The sequence below is a fragment of the Leptothoe sp. EHU-05/26/07-4 genome, assembly GCF_043421015.1.
Classification (GTDB): domain Bacteria; phylum Cyanobacteriota; class Cyanobacteriia; order Phormidesmidales; family Phormidesmidaceae; genus Leptothoe; species Leptothoe turfae.
Map to the genome: position 1 here is coordinate 437,628 of NZ_JAXSQV010000006.1, position 19,449 is coordinate 457,076.

Annotated in this window: 11 protein-coding genes and 1 pseudogene; 4 read left to right on the top strand and 8 right to left on the bottom strand. The window is 46.0% G+C overall.

The window, feature by feature from the left end; genetic code table 11:
* Positions 1 to 8: 8 nt before the first annotated feature.
* Positions 9 to 128: pseudogene (locus tag U2F10_RS24030) on the bottom strand (ATP-binding protein); the annotation flags it as partial.
* Positions 129 to 677: 549 nt separating this feature from the next.
* Here U2F10_RS24030 and U2F10_RS24035 point away from each other — a divergent pair.
* Complete coding sequence (locus U2F10_RS24035) at positions 678 to 842, top strand: hypothetical protein (RefSeq protein WP_499873469.1); 165 nt, start codon at positions 678 to 680, stop codon at positions 840 to 842.
* A gap of 1,252 nt (positions 843 to 2,094) precedes the next feature.
* On the opposite strand, the gene U2F10_RS24040 is transcribed toward U2F10_RS24035, so the two are convergent.
* Together U2F10_RS24040 and U2F10_RS24045 are read right to left on the bottom strand one after the other, a co-directional pair.
* A complete protein-coding gene (locus U2F10_RS24040; RefSeq protein WP_499873467.1) occupies positions 2,095 to 2,223 on the bottom strand; it encodes a hypothetical protein in 129 nt (42 codons plus the stop codon).
* Positions 2,224 to 2,340 carry a helix-turn-helix domain-containing protein gene (locus U2F10_RS24045; protein ID WP_499873470.1) on the bottom strand — a complete coding sequence of 39 codons (117 nt, stop codon included), beginning with the start codon at positions 2,338 to 2,340 and terminating at the stop codon, positions 2,224 to 2,226.
* A gap of 1,252 nt (positions 2,341 to 3,592) precedes the next feature.
* Here U2F10_RS24045 and U2F10_RS24050 point away from each other — a divergent pair.
* From U2F10_RS24050 to U2F10_RS24060, 3 genes are all read left to right on the top strand, one after another.
* On the top strand, positions 3,593 to 4,249 hold the full coding sequence (locus U2F10_RS24050; protein ID WP_499873471.1) for a hypothetical protein: 657 nt from the start codon (positions 3,593 to 3,595) through the stop codon (positions 4,247 to 4,249).
* Between the two features lie 848 nt (positions 4,250 to 5,097).
* Complete coding sequence (locus U2F10_RS24055; protein WP_499873472.1) at positions 5,098 to 6,273, top strand: SUMF1/EgtB/PvdO family nonheme iron enzyme; 1,176 nt, start codon at positions 5,098 to 5,100, stop codon at positions 6,271 to 6,273.
* 311 nt (positions 6,274 to 6,584) lie between these two features.
* On the top strand, positions 6,585 to 8,594 hold the full coding sequence (locus U2F10_RS24060) for a pentapeptide repeat-containing protein (RefSeq protein WP_499873473.1): 2,010 nt from the start codon (positions 6,585 to 6,587) through the stop codon (positions 8,592 to 8,594).
* Between the two features lie 347 nt (positions 8,595 to 8,941).
* Here U2F10_RS24060 and U2F10_RS24065 read toward each other — a convergent pair whose 3' ends face one another.
* From U2F10_RS24065 to U2F10_RS24085, 5 genes are all read right to left on the bottom strand, one after another.
* Positions 8,942 to 9,586 carry a hypothetical protein gene (locus tag U2F10_RS24065; protein WP_499873474.1) on the bottom strand — a complete coding sequence of 215 codons (645 nt, stop codon included), beginning with the start codon at positions 9,584 to 9,586 and terminating at the stop codon, positions 8,942 to 8,944.
* Between the two features lie 861 nt (positions 9,587 to 10,447).
* A complete protein-coding gene (locus U2F10_RS24070; protein ID WP_499873556.1) occupies positions 10,448 to 14,470 on the bottom strand; it encodes an NB-ARC domain-containing protein in 4,023 nt (1,340 codons plus the stop codon).
* A 36-nt stretch (positions 14,471 to 14,506) separates the two neighbouring features.
* Positions 14,507 to 14,962: a hypothetical protein gene (locus tag U2F10_RS24075; protein ID WP_499873475.1), complete on the bottom strand. Its 456-nt coding sequence runs from the start codon at positions 14,960 to 14,962 to the stop codon at positions 14,507 to 14,509.
* Positions 14,963 to 15,307: 345 nt separating this feature from the next.
* Complete coding sequence (locus U2F10_RS24080) at positions 15,308 to 16,705, bottom strand: pentapeptide repeat-containing protein (RefSeq protein WP_499873476.1); 1,398 nt, start codon at positions 16,703 to 16,705, stop codon at positions 15,308 to 15,310.
* 68 nt (positions 16,706 to 16,773) lie between these two features.
* Positions 16,774 to 18,909 carry a pentapeptide repeat-containing protein gene (locus U2F10_RS24085; RefSeq protein WP_499873477.1) on the bottom strand — a complete coding sequence of 712 codons (2,136 nt, stop codon included), beginning with the start codon at positions 18,907 to 18,909 and terminating at the stop codon, positions 16,774 to 16,776.
* Positions 18,910 to 19,449 lie beyond the last annotated feature (540 nt).

Consider the following 19,449-nt stretch of genomic DNA (forward strand, 5'->3'; position numbering starts at 1 on the left):
GCTCAGAACCAGTACTGTTCTCGGCTACGAGGTGTACATGTACAAGGCTGTACAGTATCCCCAAAAAAACCACAGGGGCAGGGATTAGTACTCGCTACCAACGTAAACTGGGCTGGAAATTCCACAGATGGGTAGAGGCTTACTGACTATGGATTAACGTATCAGCACTGCAGCTTGAGCCATACTCCGTGTAGGGCTAGAAGTGCATGGTCTAAACCTTTTAGCTTATAGGAATAATCTTTACTGCTCTTCACATTTGAAACCGTGCAGCTTTTACCCAGAACCTTGACCTAACACTAAATCATGCACGATTGGAATAACGGAGTCCTGGTGCTATTATCGTTTCGCCATTGTGGTTTGGGGTGTCGCCTAAGTTCATGGCATTAGATTGCCCCTGATACTCCGATCATGACACCTATCTGTCAGACCAGCTTTAATAGTTTATAGATGCAGAAAGCGGCTCCCAACCGCCAAGTTAGAGCCGCTTTCTAGATTTGAAACTAATAGCTTTATAGTAACTAATGTCGAACCGCAGATCGCTATTCATTTCCTATCCTCGTGCAGATAGCCAGGAAGTTACCCGGAAGCGCTATGACTGCTTAGCAGAAAAGTTGGATCATGAGGCGACTCTTCAGTAAATGTCACGGACTGGGTAACGATTTTATTCTGATGGACAATTGGCACCAGTCATCGCCAGTGCTAACCCGGCCCAAGTGATTGAGCGGTGCGATCGCAAGGTTGATATTGGTGCCGAAGGCGTAACCTTTGTTTTACTTGGAGGAGAGGGAGGGGACTACACCCTACGCATTTTTACTTTCGATAGCTTAGAGTTAGTTTACTAATTCATTCTGGCCTATCCCTTATGCAGTCTGATGGTACCAGGCTAACAATGGATGACCAGTAGCCCTAAAACTGATCACCAGTGGCCCACCTAAACCTTTTGTAGGAAATCCGCTGGAATTGGACAATGATGATGCTATGGACAGCAGTCGTATCCAGTTGCCCAAAGGCGGCTTCGTTTTTTGCGCTATCATTTGCCTACCTTTACCACTGGGTAAAGCTAGTCTTGTTTGATCTTTTTTTAGACGCATGATCGGCCTGAACAATAGTGGTCCGCTAATAGCCAGGTGGTCTGCTAATAGCTAACTCATGTATCTGGCTAGCTTCGAAGCACCATCGCCATAGGGAGCCGATTGAGTTGGGCTAGGCAACGGATGGCCTATACCCTTAACTTTCCGGCTCCCTATGGCAATGACTTTACCGTTATTAGTCTGTCCGCAGTCCAGCGATCGTGTTGGCAGAGATGAGCTTTATTCGTGATGGCAGGATGATAACTCAAGCGTATTGGCTGATTATCATCCTGCTATCGTCTCAAACGAAAAGAGATATCCCGGACTGCTCTATCGCGTGTTGTATATTTAATCACTACGGTCGAAACTGCTTGTCCCATCGCCATCAATGATGAACGTGAAGTGTTCAGAGGTTAGGAGAACCAAGCCTACCTTGTTAGATAGGGCAATTATTCCTAGTGAGATGAGACCGATAAGACCGATAGCTATTAAGTATTTCATGTGTTCTTCTCTCTGTTGAGTGCATGAACTCTGACCACCTCTGACCAGGTGGTCTTCTTCCTTATTCGGTTGGCGAATAGTCTGTTGAGCGAACCTTTGCTAAGCAGTAGCCCTTAAGGTCAAAGGCTCTATCGATTTGAAACTGACCCGTACGAGGATTTTATGGTTGCATCCTGAGCAAAGTGGGAAAACGTTAGACTTTTTACCCCGTATGGATTGGTTATGGATGCATCTCACTATGGCTCTGCAGCAGCCATGGTGAGCTGTAACCAGGACGACCCGAAAAAACGCTACACCCAAACCATAGTTTGGGAGACGAATCCGGCAAAGATAACTCAGTAATTTTGGACATGGCCTTGCGATCGCACCAGCAAAGCGATGATTCCTCATGCTTTACCCGACCTCTGATGATCGATTTAACAAAAGGACTCAGGCAATTGTGCCTTAAGCATTTCCTTTTGCGGGTATCAATCCTGCGTGGATTCCTTAGCAATCTAGCAGCGCCTGCTAGTGCATGAGCAATCTAGCGATCTACAGTCGCCTCAACACCCCGCTCCAAATACATGCTGAGAAAAATCTTGGCGGCTGATGGCTCTAGTGTGTCTAGAGCAACCATAATCTCCGGTACTGAATCTGCTAGCGGATCGCTCACTTAGTTAACCCATTGGTTGACCGTTGAACGGGCTACCCCCATTGTCACAGCCAGACGATTTTGACTAATTCCGTACTGAGTCAGTACAGGCTTTAATGCTTTTCCTGCCCTTCCCATAGTGGTTATAAATCTCACAAAGATTACAACATGATTGGCTGGCTCAATTTATATTGACCTGCTTACGTTCTTTCTTCCGAGCCCCGACAGGACATCCGTATAAAACGGCTCAGGAATGTGTCTTTTGTCTCAAAAAGCTACGCAGTTACCCTGGTTTTGAAGAGTTCTACAGGGTTCCAAACGGAAAGTAAAAGTATACCTGAATCCGTTACGAGGTGGTTGACCATCGGTATCAAAAACAGAAAGCTTACTGAGTACAAAGAAACTATTTTTTGGGTTTAGGTGGCTGATTAACGCCCGTGATTAGGTTCTCTGCTGCTAAGTTTTAGCGTATTTGGGCTACAGGAATTTAGCGGTGAGTGATTCCGCAGATGCACCCCGCAAGCGTCAAGTAATGACTCTGAATAGCAATGATTACAATTGCCTCATGTCAATGGCTTGGGTTATCGAACATCCCTAAGTCTAAGGTTTTGGCATCCTGCACCTTAGGTGGCTGTGCCAGAATCCGCGACCTCCACTACTAAAAAGCATGGGTCTGGGTGATTGATTCCTTTTATATCAATGACTTTAGGGATGATGCTTCAGTGTGGGGCGACAAACCGCAACCATTTAGACTCATATTTTTTAATTTTTTGCGACCAACCTGGTCTATAGGGAAAGTCCTACACATCACTGAAAGTCCTTCACTATATAGGTTTTGACCCTACACCTAGCTATGGAAACACCGTGGATGTGGCAGCAAAAGTTAAAGCCCTACAGATGTCATTCGGTTGCGAATTGTGTCATGAATAGAATATTTGTACTGCCAATACCTAGCTTTAGTTGGGATGATAACCGTTGTCACTTGACCTCTGTGATGGGTTTGGTGATTAAACATTGTGTATCAATAGAACCCACCGAGCTACCGAACGCACTTTTCCATCGACGTTGCTCTTGTAAATCGGAAAGAACAAGCAAGAATCACCCAGATTTGACGACAGCAGCAGGTAACTATGATGTACTTATCTGAGATATGCAAAATATCCAGTCAGTACGAACATGAGCCTGAGAAAGCATCAATGGTTTTTGAAATTGTAGTGAATTATCTTTCGTAGTATTGATATTGGTAGGTATTGGCACCATAGTTGTACCTAAGTCGGTGACAATCGATGTTATGACTCTTTGAAAGACTCTTTGCCTCAATATTGGCAAGCGTACTGGAGTGCATCAGCATTAAGGTTCTAAATCTAAACTATTTTTGAGAGAAGAGCTTATGCCACTTGATACTCTTCGTGACCATATTCAGAAAACATACGCCCTACTTCGAATAGGGATAGCTTTAATCGGTATTCTTTTCCCTATTGTTGTGTTAGTGGGAGGCCTGCTTGTCTCGATTGAGCCACAGGGGTCGATTAGCGCTTATTATCACACACCCATGGGCGATATCTTTGTGGGCAGTCTATGTGCGATTGGTGCTTTCCTATATCTCTATAAAGGAGTGACGAATTCAGAAAATATCGCGCTGAATTTTGCAGGTATTTTCATTATCCTTGTTGCGCTACTGCCAACGGTTGCACCAGAATCTCTCGAATGTGAAACATTTACAGCACCTTATTTGCATGGCATTTCGGCAATTTTATTCTTTATAGCGATTGCTTATGTCTGCATATTTGAGGCGTCAAGTACGCTAGAGGCAGTTCAGGACCCAGGTCGACGTAGGCTCTATGATTTTGCCTATAAAGGCCTTGGTGCGGGAATGATCATTCTGCCTTTGGCCTCCGCGCTCTTGCTCTACTTGCTGGGGCAAACCAGTCTTGTTGTCTATGTTGTTGAAGTTGCCGCTGTATGGGTTTTTGGTATCTACTGGATTGTGAAAACCCTGGAAATTAATGAAACGCAAATTGATAGGAAAGCATTTGAGGAAAAATAGCTGCCCGGCTTGAGCCTATTGTGCTATTCCAACAAGCTCAATAGGCTCAAGACATTCGTCAATGAAGTGGTGCTTAACTGATGGATGGTTAAACGCTCACTAGCTTTAACCCATCTAGCCGAAAATACTGTTGCGTCAACTAAATGCACCTAACTAAAATACAGACACAGAAAAGCCGGTACCTAGTTGCAGCTAAGCACCGGTCATAAGCTCATCGAACTCACTAGAACTTGGTTTTCTTGTTTCGAGCTATCCAGGCAAGGGCGGTCATGATGGCCGCCTTTGTCAGTTCAATAAGCAATCCAATGATGAACTGCTGAATGAGCATGTTTCCTCCTGTTGAGTACATCAAAAAAGCAGTCTCAAGGCTAAGTGTCTTGAGGCTTTAAGTAACTCAACTGTATTGATATCGACTTAAGCCCACCATCGTTGGAGTACGGGACTCGGCCTATAATTTCCCCGAGAGACTCCGTATATTTACTCTGCCTGTCTAAAACAATTACCTTGGTTTAGATTCCTCAAAATGCATACGACACAATGCTTTAAGGGTATTGCATCAGTAAATTTCCGCAAGAATTTTACATTCACCAAAAATTATCTTTGTTTGTAAACGCATGACTAGTGCTGCTCCAGAATCTTGCAGATTCTTTGACTAGGTATCGCTTCACCGTTGTAGGCTGGGGTGGAAATGTCGTCAAAGTTTGTAACATCAGTCTGCTCCTGGTGCTCTGACCATGACACCCACCACTCCTACCGGTTTTAATAAGCTATAGAAGCAGAAAGCGACTCCCAACCGCCAAGTTAGAGCCGCTTTCTAAAATTTGAAACCGATAGTCCAATCTTAGCTGATGATCCGTATCTTTTTGGCCCACGCCTCAGAGGACAAGGAAGCCGTTACGCATTTGTATCAATGCCTTAAGGCACGTGGATTTCAGCCGTGGCTAGACAAGGTTGACTTACTCCCAGGCCAAAATTGGCGAGCAGAAATTCCAAAAGCCATTGAAGCTAGTGACGTGTTTCTTGCCTGTCTATCTCAGCAGTCTATACAGAAGCGAGGTTACATTCAGCGAGAATTTCGGATGGCACTCAATGCGATGGCTGATAGACCCCCTGGTCAAATTTTTCTGATTCCAGTTCGTTTCGATGATTGCCAGATTCCGGAGCTACGTCAGGAGGAGTATGGCCTTAATCTCAGAAATTATCAGTGGGTTGATTTGTTTGAGCCTAATGGTTTTGAACGATTGACTAACGCCATTGGGAAGTCGTTTTCAGCCACGTCAAAATCGATAACTAACACCTCCTTTTCAGCGCAACTAGGTAGTGGTGTCACACTTGATATGGTTCATGTCCCTGAAGGGCGCTTTTTGATGGGCTCTCCCAAAAATGAGGCTAATCGAAAGGATAGCGAAGGTCCACAGCATAAGGTCCATGTTTTCGCTTTCTATATAGGAAAGCATCCTGTAACTCAACGTCAATGGCGAGAAATAGCATTAATGAATTCTGTTACGAGAGAATTGGAACTTGATCCTTCTTACATTAAGGGGGATGACCTCCCGGTTGGACAAGTAAACTGCTATGACGCAATTGAGTATTGCATGCGTCTTGAAAAGCATACTGGTCATAAGTATCGGTTACCCAGTGAAGCTGAATGGGAATATGCCTGTCGAGCTGGCACAACTACCTCATTCTATTTTGGAGATAGTATCACCCAGGCGCAGGTTAATTACGCTAGCAGTAAAAAAACGCCTGTTGGCAGTTATCCTGCTAATGGCTTTGGTCTTTATGACATGCATGGAAATGTCTGGGAATGGTGTTTAGACAGCTGGCACAATAACTATGAAAATGCACCTGTAGATGGCAGTGCCTGGTTAAGAGACGACTTAAGGGAGCAAGTCCTTCGCGGCGGCTCGCAAATAAACGCCCCTGAGTGTTGTCGCTCCGCATCACGTTATGGAACGCACCCCTATGAACGGGATGAAACTTTTGGCTTTCGAGTCGTCTGTTCCCAGTTCAGAGTTTCTTAATAGCCTCTGTCTTCTCTTACCCTTTGCTAAGTGGCTAGTAGTTTGCCAAGACTAAATTTTGAGATGCATACTCTCTAAAGACTTTATACTTCAAAAACTTTAGAAACTATAGAACTTTAGAAAGTCTTGTTTCCAATTCTTAGATTTGACGCTTCACTAGTACGAGTTAATGCCTTTTTTGGGATATTGGTTTGGTCCCGATCTAAGGCCCGACATGTATTTCTGATTGTTTTTTGTGAGGTGAATTATTTGTAAATAAAAAGTTTCAGTATTTATCCTAGTTAGTAGGTGTAAATCTCATTGATGAACATATGTGGTTCAGATTATTTAGACTGCAACTTAATAATGAGTTCAAAAAATGGCCGCTCTACTTAATTACTTTTCTCGTTTGGGGATATGTTGTAACGCAATGGATTTATAACACTCGATTACTAGCTGGAAAATGGGGAATTATAGATGACGAAATAGCAGTCGTTACTGTTGAGAAAAAGGATGATAGGACTGAAGATGACTCAATAGAAACGATTACCATTATTGACCCAGGCATATCTCTATGGGATGTTGTGGGTGTGTTAATAGTTCCTATAATTTTGGTTATCCTTGGTGCCTGGGTGCAAACGGTACAACAAAGGCAGGCTGACGATCAAGCTAGAGAAGAAGTTTTGCAGGCCTACTTCGACAAAGTATCAGCACTTCTTTTAGATAAGGAGCTCATAGAAATTGCGATTAAGGAGAAGCCAAATACGCATCTAATTCAGATAGAGAATAGCCATTTAGGAGTTGCTGCGAATAATCGCAGGACATCGAAACAGCAAAACCTGCTAGATACATCTCTAAATGTTATAAGGGCTAGGACATTATCGATCCTGAGACAATTCGAAGATGATGTTGAACGCAAAAGCAGCGTCTTACGTTTTCTAGCAGAATCAGAAATTCTGAGCAAACTAAGGCTCAATCTATCAGATGCATATCTTCAAAAATCCACGCTACAAGGGATTAACCTCCAAAAAGCAAACTTCCAAAGGGCAAACCTCCAATGGGTTACATTTTTAGGAGCTAATCTCCAAGAGGCTAATCTCCAAGAAGCCGATCTTAAAAAGGCCATTATCGGAGTAGATTTTCAAGGTCTTAGCCTTAAAGAGGGCTTCAAAGACATATGGCCCAAAGTCCGCCAAGTGAGCAACCTGCAAAAAGCGAACCTTCAAGGAGCTAACTGTCAAGGAGCCGATCTCCAAGGAGCCAACCTCAAAGAAGCCAACCTGCAAGAGGCTAAACTTTTTCGAGCCAACCTTCGGTGGGCTGATCTAGAGAGGGCTAACCTTCAAGGAGTTAGGCTTGTGAAGGCTAACTTTGAGAGGGCTAAGCTCAAGGCAGCTAATCTTGAGGGGGCTGAAATCTTTATGACTACCCTTAAGGGAGCTAATTTTCAAGAGGCTAACCTCAGCAATATCACCCTTATCTATGTCAACGAAGGTTTACGATTTTTGGCAGGATTCGAAATCCTGAGCACGCTAATACCTAGTTTCCCAGATGCATACCTTCAAAGATCCACTATCCAAGGTGTTGATTTTCAAAAGGCTGACCTCAAAAAGGCTGACCTTCAGAGGCTTATTTTCCTAGGAGCCAACCTGCAAGACGCTGATCTCCAAGAAGCCAATCTTAAAGAGACCATCATCGGGGGTGATTTCCAAGGGATTAATCTAAAAAATGGCATCACAAGTCTATGGCCCAAACTCCGACGAGTGAGCAATCTCCAAGAAGCCAACCTAAAAGGCGCTAATCTGCAAGGAACTAAGTTTCTTCACCGAGTTAACCTTCAAAGAGCCAACCTTCAGGAGGTCAACCTGCAAGGCGCTAACCTTCAAAGAGCCAACCTGCAAGGCGCTAACCTTCAAAGAGCCAACCTTCAGGAGGTCAACCTGCAAGGCGCTAACCTTTTCAAAGGTAATCTTCAGGGAACTAGCCTCTTCAAGGCTAACCTTCACAAGGTTTATCTCAAAAGTGGAAGTCTTCGCGATGCTACCCTCATTTCCGCCAAACTCAGCGATACTGACTTGAGCAATACCGACCTCCGCTCTGCCATTTTTCTTGCCACAGATTTGAGCACCACCCAGGGGCTCACGCAAGAGCAACTAGAGGGTGACCGCCCACCTTTTATCTGTAATTCTCCACTTCCTGACAGCATTCAAATTAAAGGTGGTAAAGACCGAGACTGTGACAAGTTAGCAGATATCTTGCATCAAAGATATCCAGATGAGTTTGAGAACATTGAAGAAGCAGAAAACTTTGTCAACGAGCAACGGCAGAAAACCTGGGAGTAGCCTTGAGAGCCTGTGCTTAAACGCTCTAGTTCTATAGCTGAGTCAGAGAAAACTTCCCCTCATGGCAACCATTCCCCTCATGGCAACCATTCCCCTCATGGCAACCGCTGATAGCGAACTTCACATCTAAATCAGTCCGTCTCAATATTCTCTGCGATCGCAGAGTTCTCACCCGCCACTTCCTTACCAATCTCACCTATCACACCCACCAATCTCACCTACCCCACCACCTCTTCACCCCTCACCCTACTCACTTCTTCAACCCTCACCCAGCCACCTCTTCAACCCATCCCCACCTCTTCAACCACTCCACTCAATCCCTGCTGAGCCCTACTCAATCCTCACCCTCACTCACCCATCCCAACCACATCCACCTCTTCCACCACTCCCTCCACTCCAACCAATTCCTTACCCCGAGCCTTCTCCTGCACCAGTCCCATTCCCTTAGCCAAGCACCCGGCCACTTTCTGAAACTCTTCATCGGTCAGGCCCTGACGCAAGATCCCCAGAATCATCTCCACCTCACTCTCCAACCGTTGGGTCACCACAACCTCCACTGGAGCATTAGCACCCGTAAGCTTGGAGATCGATTCGATGGTTTGGCGAAGCTCCCTAAGCACAAGCACCGTTTTCACCGGTCGGATATTGGCCGTATCCGCTTCGGCATCATCTCTCAGCTCCTGAACTATTTCATTCAGAATCTCAAGATTGCCCTCAAGCCTAACCAGCTGAAGCGTTTGCTGATCTTGGTAGGTCTCTCGATGGAAGACGGTCAGGTTTTTAACAAACGCCTGGTAATCATCATGCAAAACGGACACTGATAAGGGGTTACCTTCTTTGGTGGCAAAGCCTTGCTCGGCTAACTCCTGGGCAAACTCTCGGGTGATCTGGCCGCCTGCACGACGATGATCAAAGACGAGCTGAGCCCGTTGTGCTCTATGGTCTGACTCGGAGAGTCTCTCGGCTAATTCTCGTTTGTGGTTGATTCGCATAAGACTTTTGGGGGAGATGGGGACTTGTGGGGTAGGGGATGAGGGTGGAAGGAGGGGTGGAGGAAAGGAGGGGGTGAAGGGCGCTAATCCATTGAAAATCTTCAATACCAAATCACGATCTCATTAACAATAGACTCTATTCTATGGCTCAAGGAGCTATCATAGCTGGCAGGCAAAAGAGGGTGCGATCGCACTGAGATAAGAGGGATTCCAGCCCATTAGTATCGGTTTAATATCGGTGTTTTGTTCTTATGGATGGAGTGCGTGTAGGGGATGGATGTGATGGCCCTTACCCGAGAGCCATGGGGTGACCGTGCTTCAAAAAAGGAGTATTTTCAGCCATTTTACCCAGCAAGAAAAAATTTGACATTCTGAGATGAGAAGGCCCCTTTATTTGAACTAGAGGGTGGGCATAGGGGGTGAGGGTGAGTGAGGTGAGCCAGGAGGGTAGGGTGATGGCGATGGTCTGGGGCGGGTGATTAGAGATGTGTCTCTAACTTCATTATCGTGATAATGAAGTTGGAAGCATCCCCTGGGGTATTCCCCTGTGGTTCATCCAGCTGTGATTCATCGACGAAAACTTACCCCGCCGTCTCTACAGGCACCTAGTCATGTTTGAACAGAGGGGGTGGGCTGGGAAGCCATGAGGGAACGGGAGAGATGTGGAGTGAGGGGGACCGGGGTGTTGTTAGGGCTATGGGGTCGGGGTGTTGTTGGGGCTGTGGAGAGTAGGACCAACCTTCAAGGAGAACAACTGCGATCGCACTCAAGAAGATGACGAGGCGATGTCCCAACCGTATCCTGCCCTTGCTCCAACAAAATGACACGAAGAATGAGGTCCTTCCAATTCAGAAACCTGTCTCATGGCCATTGACGGCAAACATCTCGTATTTCATCAACGACTAACTCTAAAGCTTTTGTGTCTCCGCCAGATAGGGAAATAATAGCTGGAGCGAGTTTTGGGATATCGGCCAGGAAGGCTTTGCGATCTCGGCAAGCCAATGTGTGTAAGACTTCTTTCAAAACGACAAAATCTTTCTCAATTATTTTGAGCGTAGGTAATAACCCACATAGAGCATCAATCCGAGAAGACTCATCATGAATTAAATACGCTATTTTCAAAGCCTCACCTAATAATTCTTTCGATAGATATGGGGCTAACCCATATAGGGCATCCACCTGGGAGAACTTATCCTGGTCCAGCATCGCCAAGGCTTTCCTTAGCAGTTCCTCCGACAGATATGGAGCTAATTCACACAGAGCTATAGTGCGTGGGGAGTACTGAGTATAATGCTGCATTGAGCAAACTATTTCAAAACCCTGCCTTAGATTATCCTCGTGTAGATACGGGGCCAAGTTAATCAAGATTTTGATCCGGAAAGACTCATCCTGTATTGAAAACGCGGCCTCCAGTATCTTGCTTGATAGGCTCTTAGGCAGATACCAACCTAACTTATTTTGGGTGTCTTTCCGGGAAACCTTCTGTGGGGTTAAGTATAGTGTCGCCAATGCCTTACTTCGCAGTCCTGCCGAGAGATATGGAGCTAGTTCACGCAAAGTATTCGTCTGAGAAAACTCATCCTGGATCGAGCGCACCATATTCGAGGCTTTTCTTAGCAGTTCCTTTGATGACAGCAGATACTGGGATCCCTTCAAAAGGACATTGGATTGAGCAGATTTACTCTGAATCGAGCACACTACATCCAATGCCTTTCTCAATAGTTCTTCTGATGATAGATATGGGGCCAACCCCACAAGGGCCTTAGCCTGTGATGAAGAATCCTTACTCTGTTGCATTGAGCGTACCATTTCCAGTACCTTATTCAGCTCAACTGTACTCAGATACTGAGCTAATCCACATAGGGCATCAGACTGAGCCGCCTCGCTTCGCATCGAGCGGACTATCCCTAAGGCCTTGCTCATCGACCCAGTCTTTGAGAGATACTGAGCTAATCCACATAGGGCATCAGACTGAGCCGCCTCGCTTCGCATCGAGCGGACTATCCCTAAGGCCTTGCTCATCGACTCCTGAGACAAATATTGAGCCAATCTACTTAGAGCAGAAACCTGGAAAGACTCATCCTGTAGTAAGGACACCGCTTCCAATGCTTCACTCAAACCATCAGATAAGTGTGGGATTAGCCCAATTAGAACTTGGACTTGTCCATAGCCATATTCATGCTGCATGGAACATAACATCCCCAAGTCCTTACTACTCAAATCCTCAGGTAAATATCGGGCTAGCTTATCTAGGGTGTGAGATTGAATAATTTTGCTAGGCATAGAGCGTATTATGTCCAAGGCTCTGCTCATGAGATCTTTCTCGGATAAGTACGGGGCTAGCCAACGTAAAGAGCTGCCCTGAGAGGACTCGTTGTGCATAGAGCGTACTATGTCCAAGGCCCTGCTCATGAGATCTTTCTTGGATAAGTACGGGGCTAGTCGATATAAAGCATTTACCTGCGAGGCCTCATCTCGCATCCGGCCAACCATTTTTAATGCATCGTTCAGCTGAGCTTCGGATAAACGCAGGGCTAGTACAAACAAGGCATTTCCCTGCGAGGCCTCATCTTGCATCAAGCGAACTATTTCTAATGCCTTGCTCAGCTGAGCTGTAGATAAATGCGGGGCTAATCCAAACAAGGCATCCACCTGCGAGGCCTCATTTTGCATCCGGCCAACCATTTTTAATACGTCGTTCAGCTGAGCTTCAGATAAATACGGAGCTAACTCACGCAGAGCATCAGCTTTGGAGGAAAATCTAATATCTAGACGACCAGCCAGGGCATGTAATCCTAAGTATCCACTCAGCAAAGCTTCGGGACCCGACCAAAAGGTTTGAGATACCCAGGAAGACTCATTCTGCATTACATATACTATTTCCAAAGCCTCCCTTAAATAAACCTCACTCAAAATGTCATTAGATAAAAGCTGAGCTAATGCTATTAGAGCAATAACCCGATGGGACTCAGATTGCAACGAGAGTGCATTCAATGCCTCGCTCAGCTGAGCTTTGGGTAAATACGGGGCTAATCGAAATAGAAAACCAACCTGGGAGGACTCATCTTGTATTGATCGAACTATTTCTAGTGCTTCTTTCAGCTGAGCTTCGGGTAAATGCGAGGCTAATCTGCTGAATACGAAGGCTTGGGAAAACTTATTCTGCATCAAGCGCGCCATTGATAACACCTCGCTGATCAGGGGCCCTGGCAGATGTTTAGCTAACTCACTCAGAGCCCTGGCTCGACAAGATTCATCCGGGATCGAGCGCGCCACATCTAATGCCTTGCTCATTAATACTTCAGGCAAATAGGGAGCTAGTTGTGTAAGGCCGTCAGCTCGTTGAGATGAACTCTGACATTGCTCGACATAAACTAGTCCTTGGGCTGGTTTCCAAATCTTCTGTTTGACAAAAACCGCAATCAACTGAGATGGAATATTTTGAGCCAAACTATTTAGAGAGGTCGCAATCAGAGTGTAACGACACTGTAAAACTATTGACTCAGTTGAATTTTGCTCATAGAGCGCCTCAGCACACTGCCAAGCCCGAGTAGTATCGGTGACAAAGTTGACCTTTGGACCCAACTGCGCACAGGTCTCATACCAACCATTTCGACCTTCTGATGTCGATTCTTTTAGCAACTGATGGAGTAATTCTGGCTGCCCAGATTGCTCAAAGTGCCATCCTAAATGATTATGAATGTAACCGTCATAGGGAATTGTATGCCAAAGCCCATCTTGAGTCTGAAAATGATAGCGCTCAAGAAATTGGGAATGAGCCTCTTGCATCGTGAGCCCCAAACCCTTTAAATCACCTAAGTACCGATCACGGGTCAGCAGATTTTTGGCTAGGTCATGAACCAAGTCATGGATACGATAAGTTGCATCGTTCTCGTCAAGGTTTTGCGTTTGGGGTAAAAGCAACGACCGTTTCCTAAACTCTCGTAGAAGCTGACCCGACTCAGATGCTTTCACACCCCATAGATTTTCTCCCATCTTCTGTGTCAACACAACATCTTCTGGCAGAATTCCGAACCAAGCAAATTGTTCTAACTGCTTGGGTGATAACAGTTTAAGTGTGAGTTTAAGCGATGCAACCAGACTACGCTGTTTACGAGTTGCTTCATCGCTAATAGTATCCATATCGCTATCGAGGTCTAAAGCATCCATTTCTTCTCGAAATGTCTCTAAAAGTTTGTCCCAAGTAACTTCATCCTCAATCTGGGCAGCTGCTAACTCTAGTGCTAAGGGCAGAAAACCCACTTCTTTAGCAAATGCCCGAGCCTGGGCTTGCTCGGTTGTCGAGAGAGCATTAGGCAAATACTTGGTCAGCAGTTCTAAAGATTGTTGTGGCGTCATCAAATCTAGGTCATATCGAATTGCCCCAATCATCTGGGTTTGCCTAGTTGTTACCAGAACACAGCAACCTGCCCCTCCAATTCGAAAGGGTTCCATATGTTCTGGATGCCACACATCGTCAATGGCTAGCAGGGCTTTCTTATCTGCTAGTAACGTCCGCAAGTGCAATGACGCTGCTTGTAAGTTTGTAGGCTTATATTCGTAGTCTCCTAATAGTTGAATCCACTCATGCACCATTGGTAACAGGTCAGGCTGTTGACCCAGGGTGACCCACAAAACACCATCAGGGAAACGTTCTTGAACCTCTGGTTCTCGTACCAAGGCTGCAGCCAGAACTGACTTACCAATGCCCCCCATGCCATAGATAGCACTGATCACCAACGTGCCAGGAGTACTCTCATTCAGCAAGAGGTTTTTAACTGCTTCTAGCGCCTCAGGTCGTTCTACATAGTGTCGAGGTAACGGTGGTGACTGAAATGGCGCACCAGGATTCAGCGTTGTTGGGTAGGGATTGCCATAGTGCAGGTTGGGCTTTGTCGGGTCTGCGCCCGACGACTCTGGTCAATTATTGGTGATGATATTGAAGGTACAGTGACTATTGTTGCCAGCAACAGTCGGAGCCTTCGGATTGTTAATCATAATGGCAGATCCACCATAGATATTCTGGACGTTCTCACCCAAAATCTCGCCAATGTTGATATCCTGGCTAATCTCGCTAGCCAACTGCCGGATATCCTGAGAAAAACTGTCATCTGCTTTCATGGCTGCTTCCAGGTGGGGCGTCAACAGTTTGACTTGTGACTCATTCACCTGGCCATTTTTCTCGACAGCGGCATTCAACTCATCCACTGCAGGGATTCCCCGCAGCTTTGTCCAGATTTTTTGCCTTAGACTCTCAGTTTTGTCAAGGACAGTGGGAGTCAGCTTTTTGGCAGCCTCACCGGCACTGGATTCCAGAAATTTAGTAAAAGCTAAAGCGGCAATTGCGCCGACTGTGAGTGTGACCGGATCTGACATAGACAGGGAAGGGAGCATGAAAGAATATCTACCCTTGTTATCACCTGCCTAACCTAGATTTAGCAAGGCGTCTTTATGATTTTTAAGCCTTTAAGGCATATAAAAGCCCCTGTGAGATCACGAGGCATCGCAAGGGCTTGATTAGACATTCTTTTGTCAGCCTATGAGAACCCATAAGACTACTGGCCAATAGTATGGCTTAATCAATTGGCTCTGGGGTTGAGCAGGCAAGTAATCTTTACCTCAACTCTGAGTCCAGAGGCCATAGGGCTAACGACAACTATGCTGAGTAGTACAGATTAACTTCAGCATTGAGTCTAATTGACGAAATGGTATTTCGTTCCTTTATGAGTTGCCAGAGACTTGCAGCTGTACTTGCTCGATGGGGATGCCCAAAGCTTCGGTTAGCTCGATGACATTGGCGGTGAAAGTGGTGAGGTCGCCAGAGGTGGTAGCATCCAGGGTAACCAGCTTTTTCAGCCGCCGACCGATGCGGGGTTGATCGAGCTTAGGCTTTGCGAGGTCATCTTGCAGCGCTTCAAGGATATCGAGAACTTCGTCTTTCTGCTCGGTGGGGAAAGTTTGAGCCTGGTCGCGGAGGGCAGTGAGTAGGCGGGTGATGTCTTCAGTGTTGGGGGCGTGGTGGTAGTGGTGGTGGTTGATGGTGCCGCCGGACTGAGAACCTTGGACAGTTTCGACGAAACCTCCGGCGAACTGGGCACCACGCATGTCGTATTTTGGCCCCAGTTGAGTGCTAGCCATAGTGGACATTACAGCCATGAGTGATGCTTTGTCTCGGCGTTCTATTTCGATGGTTTGTCGTGCGTCTTCAAGATGTTGTCCTTGCAATCGTAAACGCTCTTCGTATTGGGCTTCAAAGACTTTTATTTGAAATGCATAGAGTTCTTTTGCACGACTCTCAATTTCAGCCTTGTCAGACTCTGGAGACATCGCTAAACGAATAACAAATGCCTCTCCCTGTTTTTTCTCAATACCTTGGATAGATAGATTCTCGTCAGTGTATTGACTGCGCAGGTCTTGAAACGATTGGAAGAAGGCTTGCCAGTCGATGCCATCGGTGAAGATGAGATCAACTGTGTCTACAGCTTGTTGGAATAGTGCGGTAAACTCACCTGGCTTAAAAATACCTTCTCTCGGGCGACGTTCTTGCTGATTGGCTTTAAGATAGACATATTCGCAGATCGCTCCATCAAAACTTGTAGAACTATTGATATTCCAGTCTTCTATACAGGCTCCTGTAAATATTGCCTTTGACAAGTCAGTATCAAAGACTTTGGCCCCATATAAATTAGCCTTATAAAGGCTAGCCCCAAAAAGGTTGACTCTATACAAGCTGGCTCCATATAAATCGGCTCTAGAAATATCCGCCTCAGCAATATTGGCCCCAAGCAGCTTAGATTCCCGCAAATAAGCGCTTCTCAAACATGCTCCTCTCAAAATAGTTTCTCGCAGGTAGGCTTCTCGTAAATCCGCCTCTTTCAGGTTAGTTTCACTCAAATCTGTACCACATAGGTCAGCTCCCTTTAGATTGGCACGGCTCAGATTGACTTTAGAAACAATAGCTTTACTCAGATCAGTATTAGAGAAGTTAACTCTAGAAATATCAGCTGCGCGCAGATCGGTACCCGAGAGGTCTGGCGCAATACGGGAGTGCTCTCTTCTCCATTGATTCCAACTTTTTACTCCTCGGTTAAATCGCTCTACGTGTTCGGCATTAGCCACATCACAACCCTCATCTCAGTAACTCAGCCAATACATCTGAAACCTTTCCCCTTCGTTCAAAAACCCTCTTACCCCTCTGGCCTCTGCCATCCCTCAACCAACGCCTTTAGCACTGGTCCATAGGGAATTTCCTCAATCGCCGCACCACCAGCAGATTTCAACGCCCCAATAAACCGCTCACGTTTAGTTGGTGGAATCATGATGTTGAGAAAGGCTGTCTGCTCAGTTTCAGTCGCTATTGGATTCGAAGCTTCTAGCTGCTTGAGTAGATTCTGGATCTCAGCTGCCGCCTCGGCCAAAGAGGGTGTCTCGCTAGCTTGATTATTGATGGTGCCACCGACTTGATTGCCTTTGACGGTTTCGGCAAAACCACCCGCAAACTGAGCGTTGCTGAAGTTGTACTTTGAAACATTAGAGCCTTGTTCAGACACGATGGTATCTCCTTGAGTTTGGTAAGTGTTATTAATTTGGTTACTAGGTTGTTCAACGGCGGTTCTGACCAAGCCCGCCAACCGTTGAACTTCTTGCTCTTTCTGAATAAGTAGGGCTTGGACAGCTTGTGATGGCAACGTTAACAAATAGTCGTAGCGCTCGAAATACTGATTGTGCAACTTTGATAAGTCACTTTGTTGGCTAACTTCAGCTCTGACTAGTAGCTGATCTCGCTGCTTACCTCGTTTTTCCATCGACACAATCTCAAGAACTGCGTCAGGGTTTTGTTCTCGTAGGTCTTGGAATGCGATGGCGAAGGCACGAGGGTCCACTACCTGATTATGATATAGGTCCAGGGTTTGGACCATCGGGGCGATAAAGTCAGAGAATTCACCATCCAAAAATACCTTGTTCCTATCGTCAGGTTTACGGTGAGGATCGCGATTTAGGTCACCCTCTGGGGGCAGACGCATGAACACATAAGCGCAGCGGATACCATCGAGCTTGGTTTTAGTAGTGATATTCCAATCTTCGATATAGGCTCCGGTCAGAGTAGAGCCCGTTAAGTCCGCCTCGTCGAGCTGGGTTTGTACCAGTCTGGAACCTGACAAATCCACATCTTGTAGACTGGCACAATTGAGGTTAGCACCAATCAAACTAGCGTTAGTCAGGTCAGCTCCTTGTAAATTGCTATTTTTGAGAATTGAACCTGTGAAATCGGCTTTGACCAGGTTTGCTCCTTGCAGATCGATACCTGTGAGATTGAGCAAGTAGCCATAAAATTGACCTTGACCATTGCCTGTTATCACCAATTCACGAATTTGAGGATTATTTAGATAGGTCTCTCCTGAGCGGATTTGGTCCAGCTTCTTTGCATCGCGCCAACGGGTACGACATAGCATTGCTCTCCTAAAGTCAGTGCTTTTGAGATATGCCTGAGAAAAATCAGCATCAGTCAACATAGCTCCACGAAAGCTATTGCCCCCAATAGCTGCAAGTGAGATCGCAATCGACCGAATCCAAGCATCTCTTTTATCTCCTTTCAGCGATCGCCAACCCACATAGGTACTCACCAACACCACAGCCACAGCTATGATTCCGGCTATGATTCCGGCTAACGCTCCGGAGCCATAGCTAACTGCGGCCCCAAATCCAACGAATGCTGCAAATCCGCTAAATACTAAGGCTCCAGTAAATACCAAGGCTTCAGATTCTGCTATAGCGAAGGCTACAGTGAAGGTTACAACTATGATAATTACGACAGAAAAGGTTAAAACTCCAACTACGGCTCCGGCCAAGACTCCAAATACTGGGAAGGTACCGACTCCGATGGAAACGACGACCAAGGCGATGATGAAGGCTCCGATTAAGCCTAATGCTCCGGAGACAATGCCGTTACGGAATAGTAAAAATAAGAATACAACAATAATCACTAGTGATATCCACCCGGTAATTTGATTGTCCAGATTACTGGAATCAAATATCACTGAAACAAAAGCTCCAGCAATCCCTGAGAGAAATCCTGAAAAAAATAGCAGCAACAACGATACAACAACCAACCCAACTGCCCAACGCCTCTGCAATCCAGCTTGAGCCCTACTAAAGTCCACCCCAGTCAAATTGGCATTGGTAAAATTCGTACTACGGATATCCGCCCCACTAAAATCAGCCCCTGACAAATCCTTCCCTTTGAAGTTCTGCCCCCTGAGACTAACCCCTTTGAAGTCCCGTCTACCTGCCTCATACAGTCGCAACACCTCAGAAGCTTTCATACTCTAAACTCCACGCACCTCATCACTCAAACCAAGCAGTAGCAGTAATACATTTTTAACCCATCACCCCCCGTTGGTGCGACTCCAGATAGGATTCTGGGCTACTTATCGAGCAAAGACTTGGCAATCCAGCTGGGAACCTTGAAATTCTTGGTTTTCCTGTTACTGGCGGATTCAGAGTTGCTAGCGATAGGAGAGGAAGCAGGATCGCTTTTGGTTCTGATGTATTACGACCACAAAAGCCGTTGAAAATACCGAAAAAAATATAGAGGACTACACACGGCTGAAAGTGTCAGAACTACACACGGCTGAAAGAACCGGGACTACACACGGATGAAAGTGTCAGAACTACATCGACGAAACCCCGCCCACCCTATCTGTGTGAAGGGTAGCCCTTTTTAATCAAAGGGGGGTGGGGCTACTGGCAGGGGCAGCTTCAACTTATGAGGTGCTGGACGGGGGCAGCTAGATTTGCTGAACGGGGGTAGCTGGATTTGCTCGATGCCGGTTAGATCGGTGATCGGTGGTGAGTCATAGGGA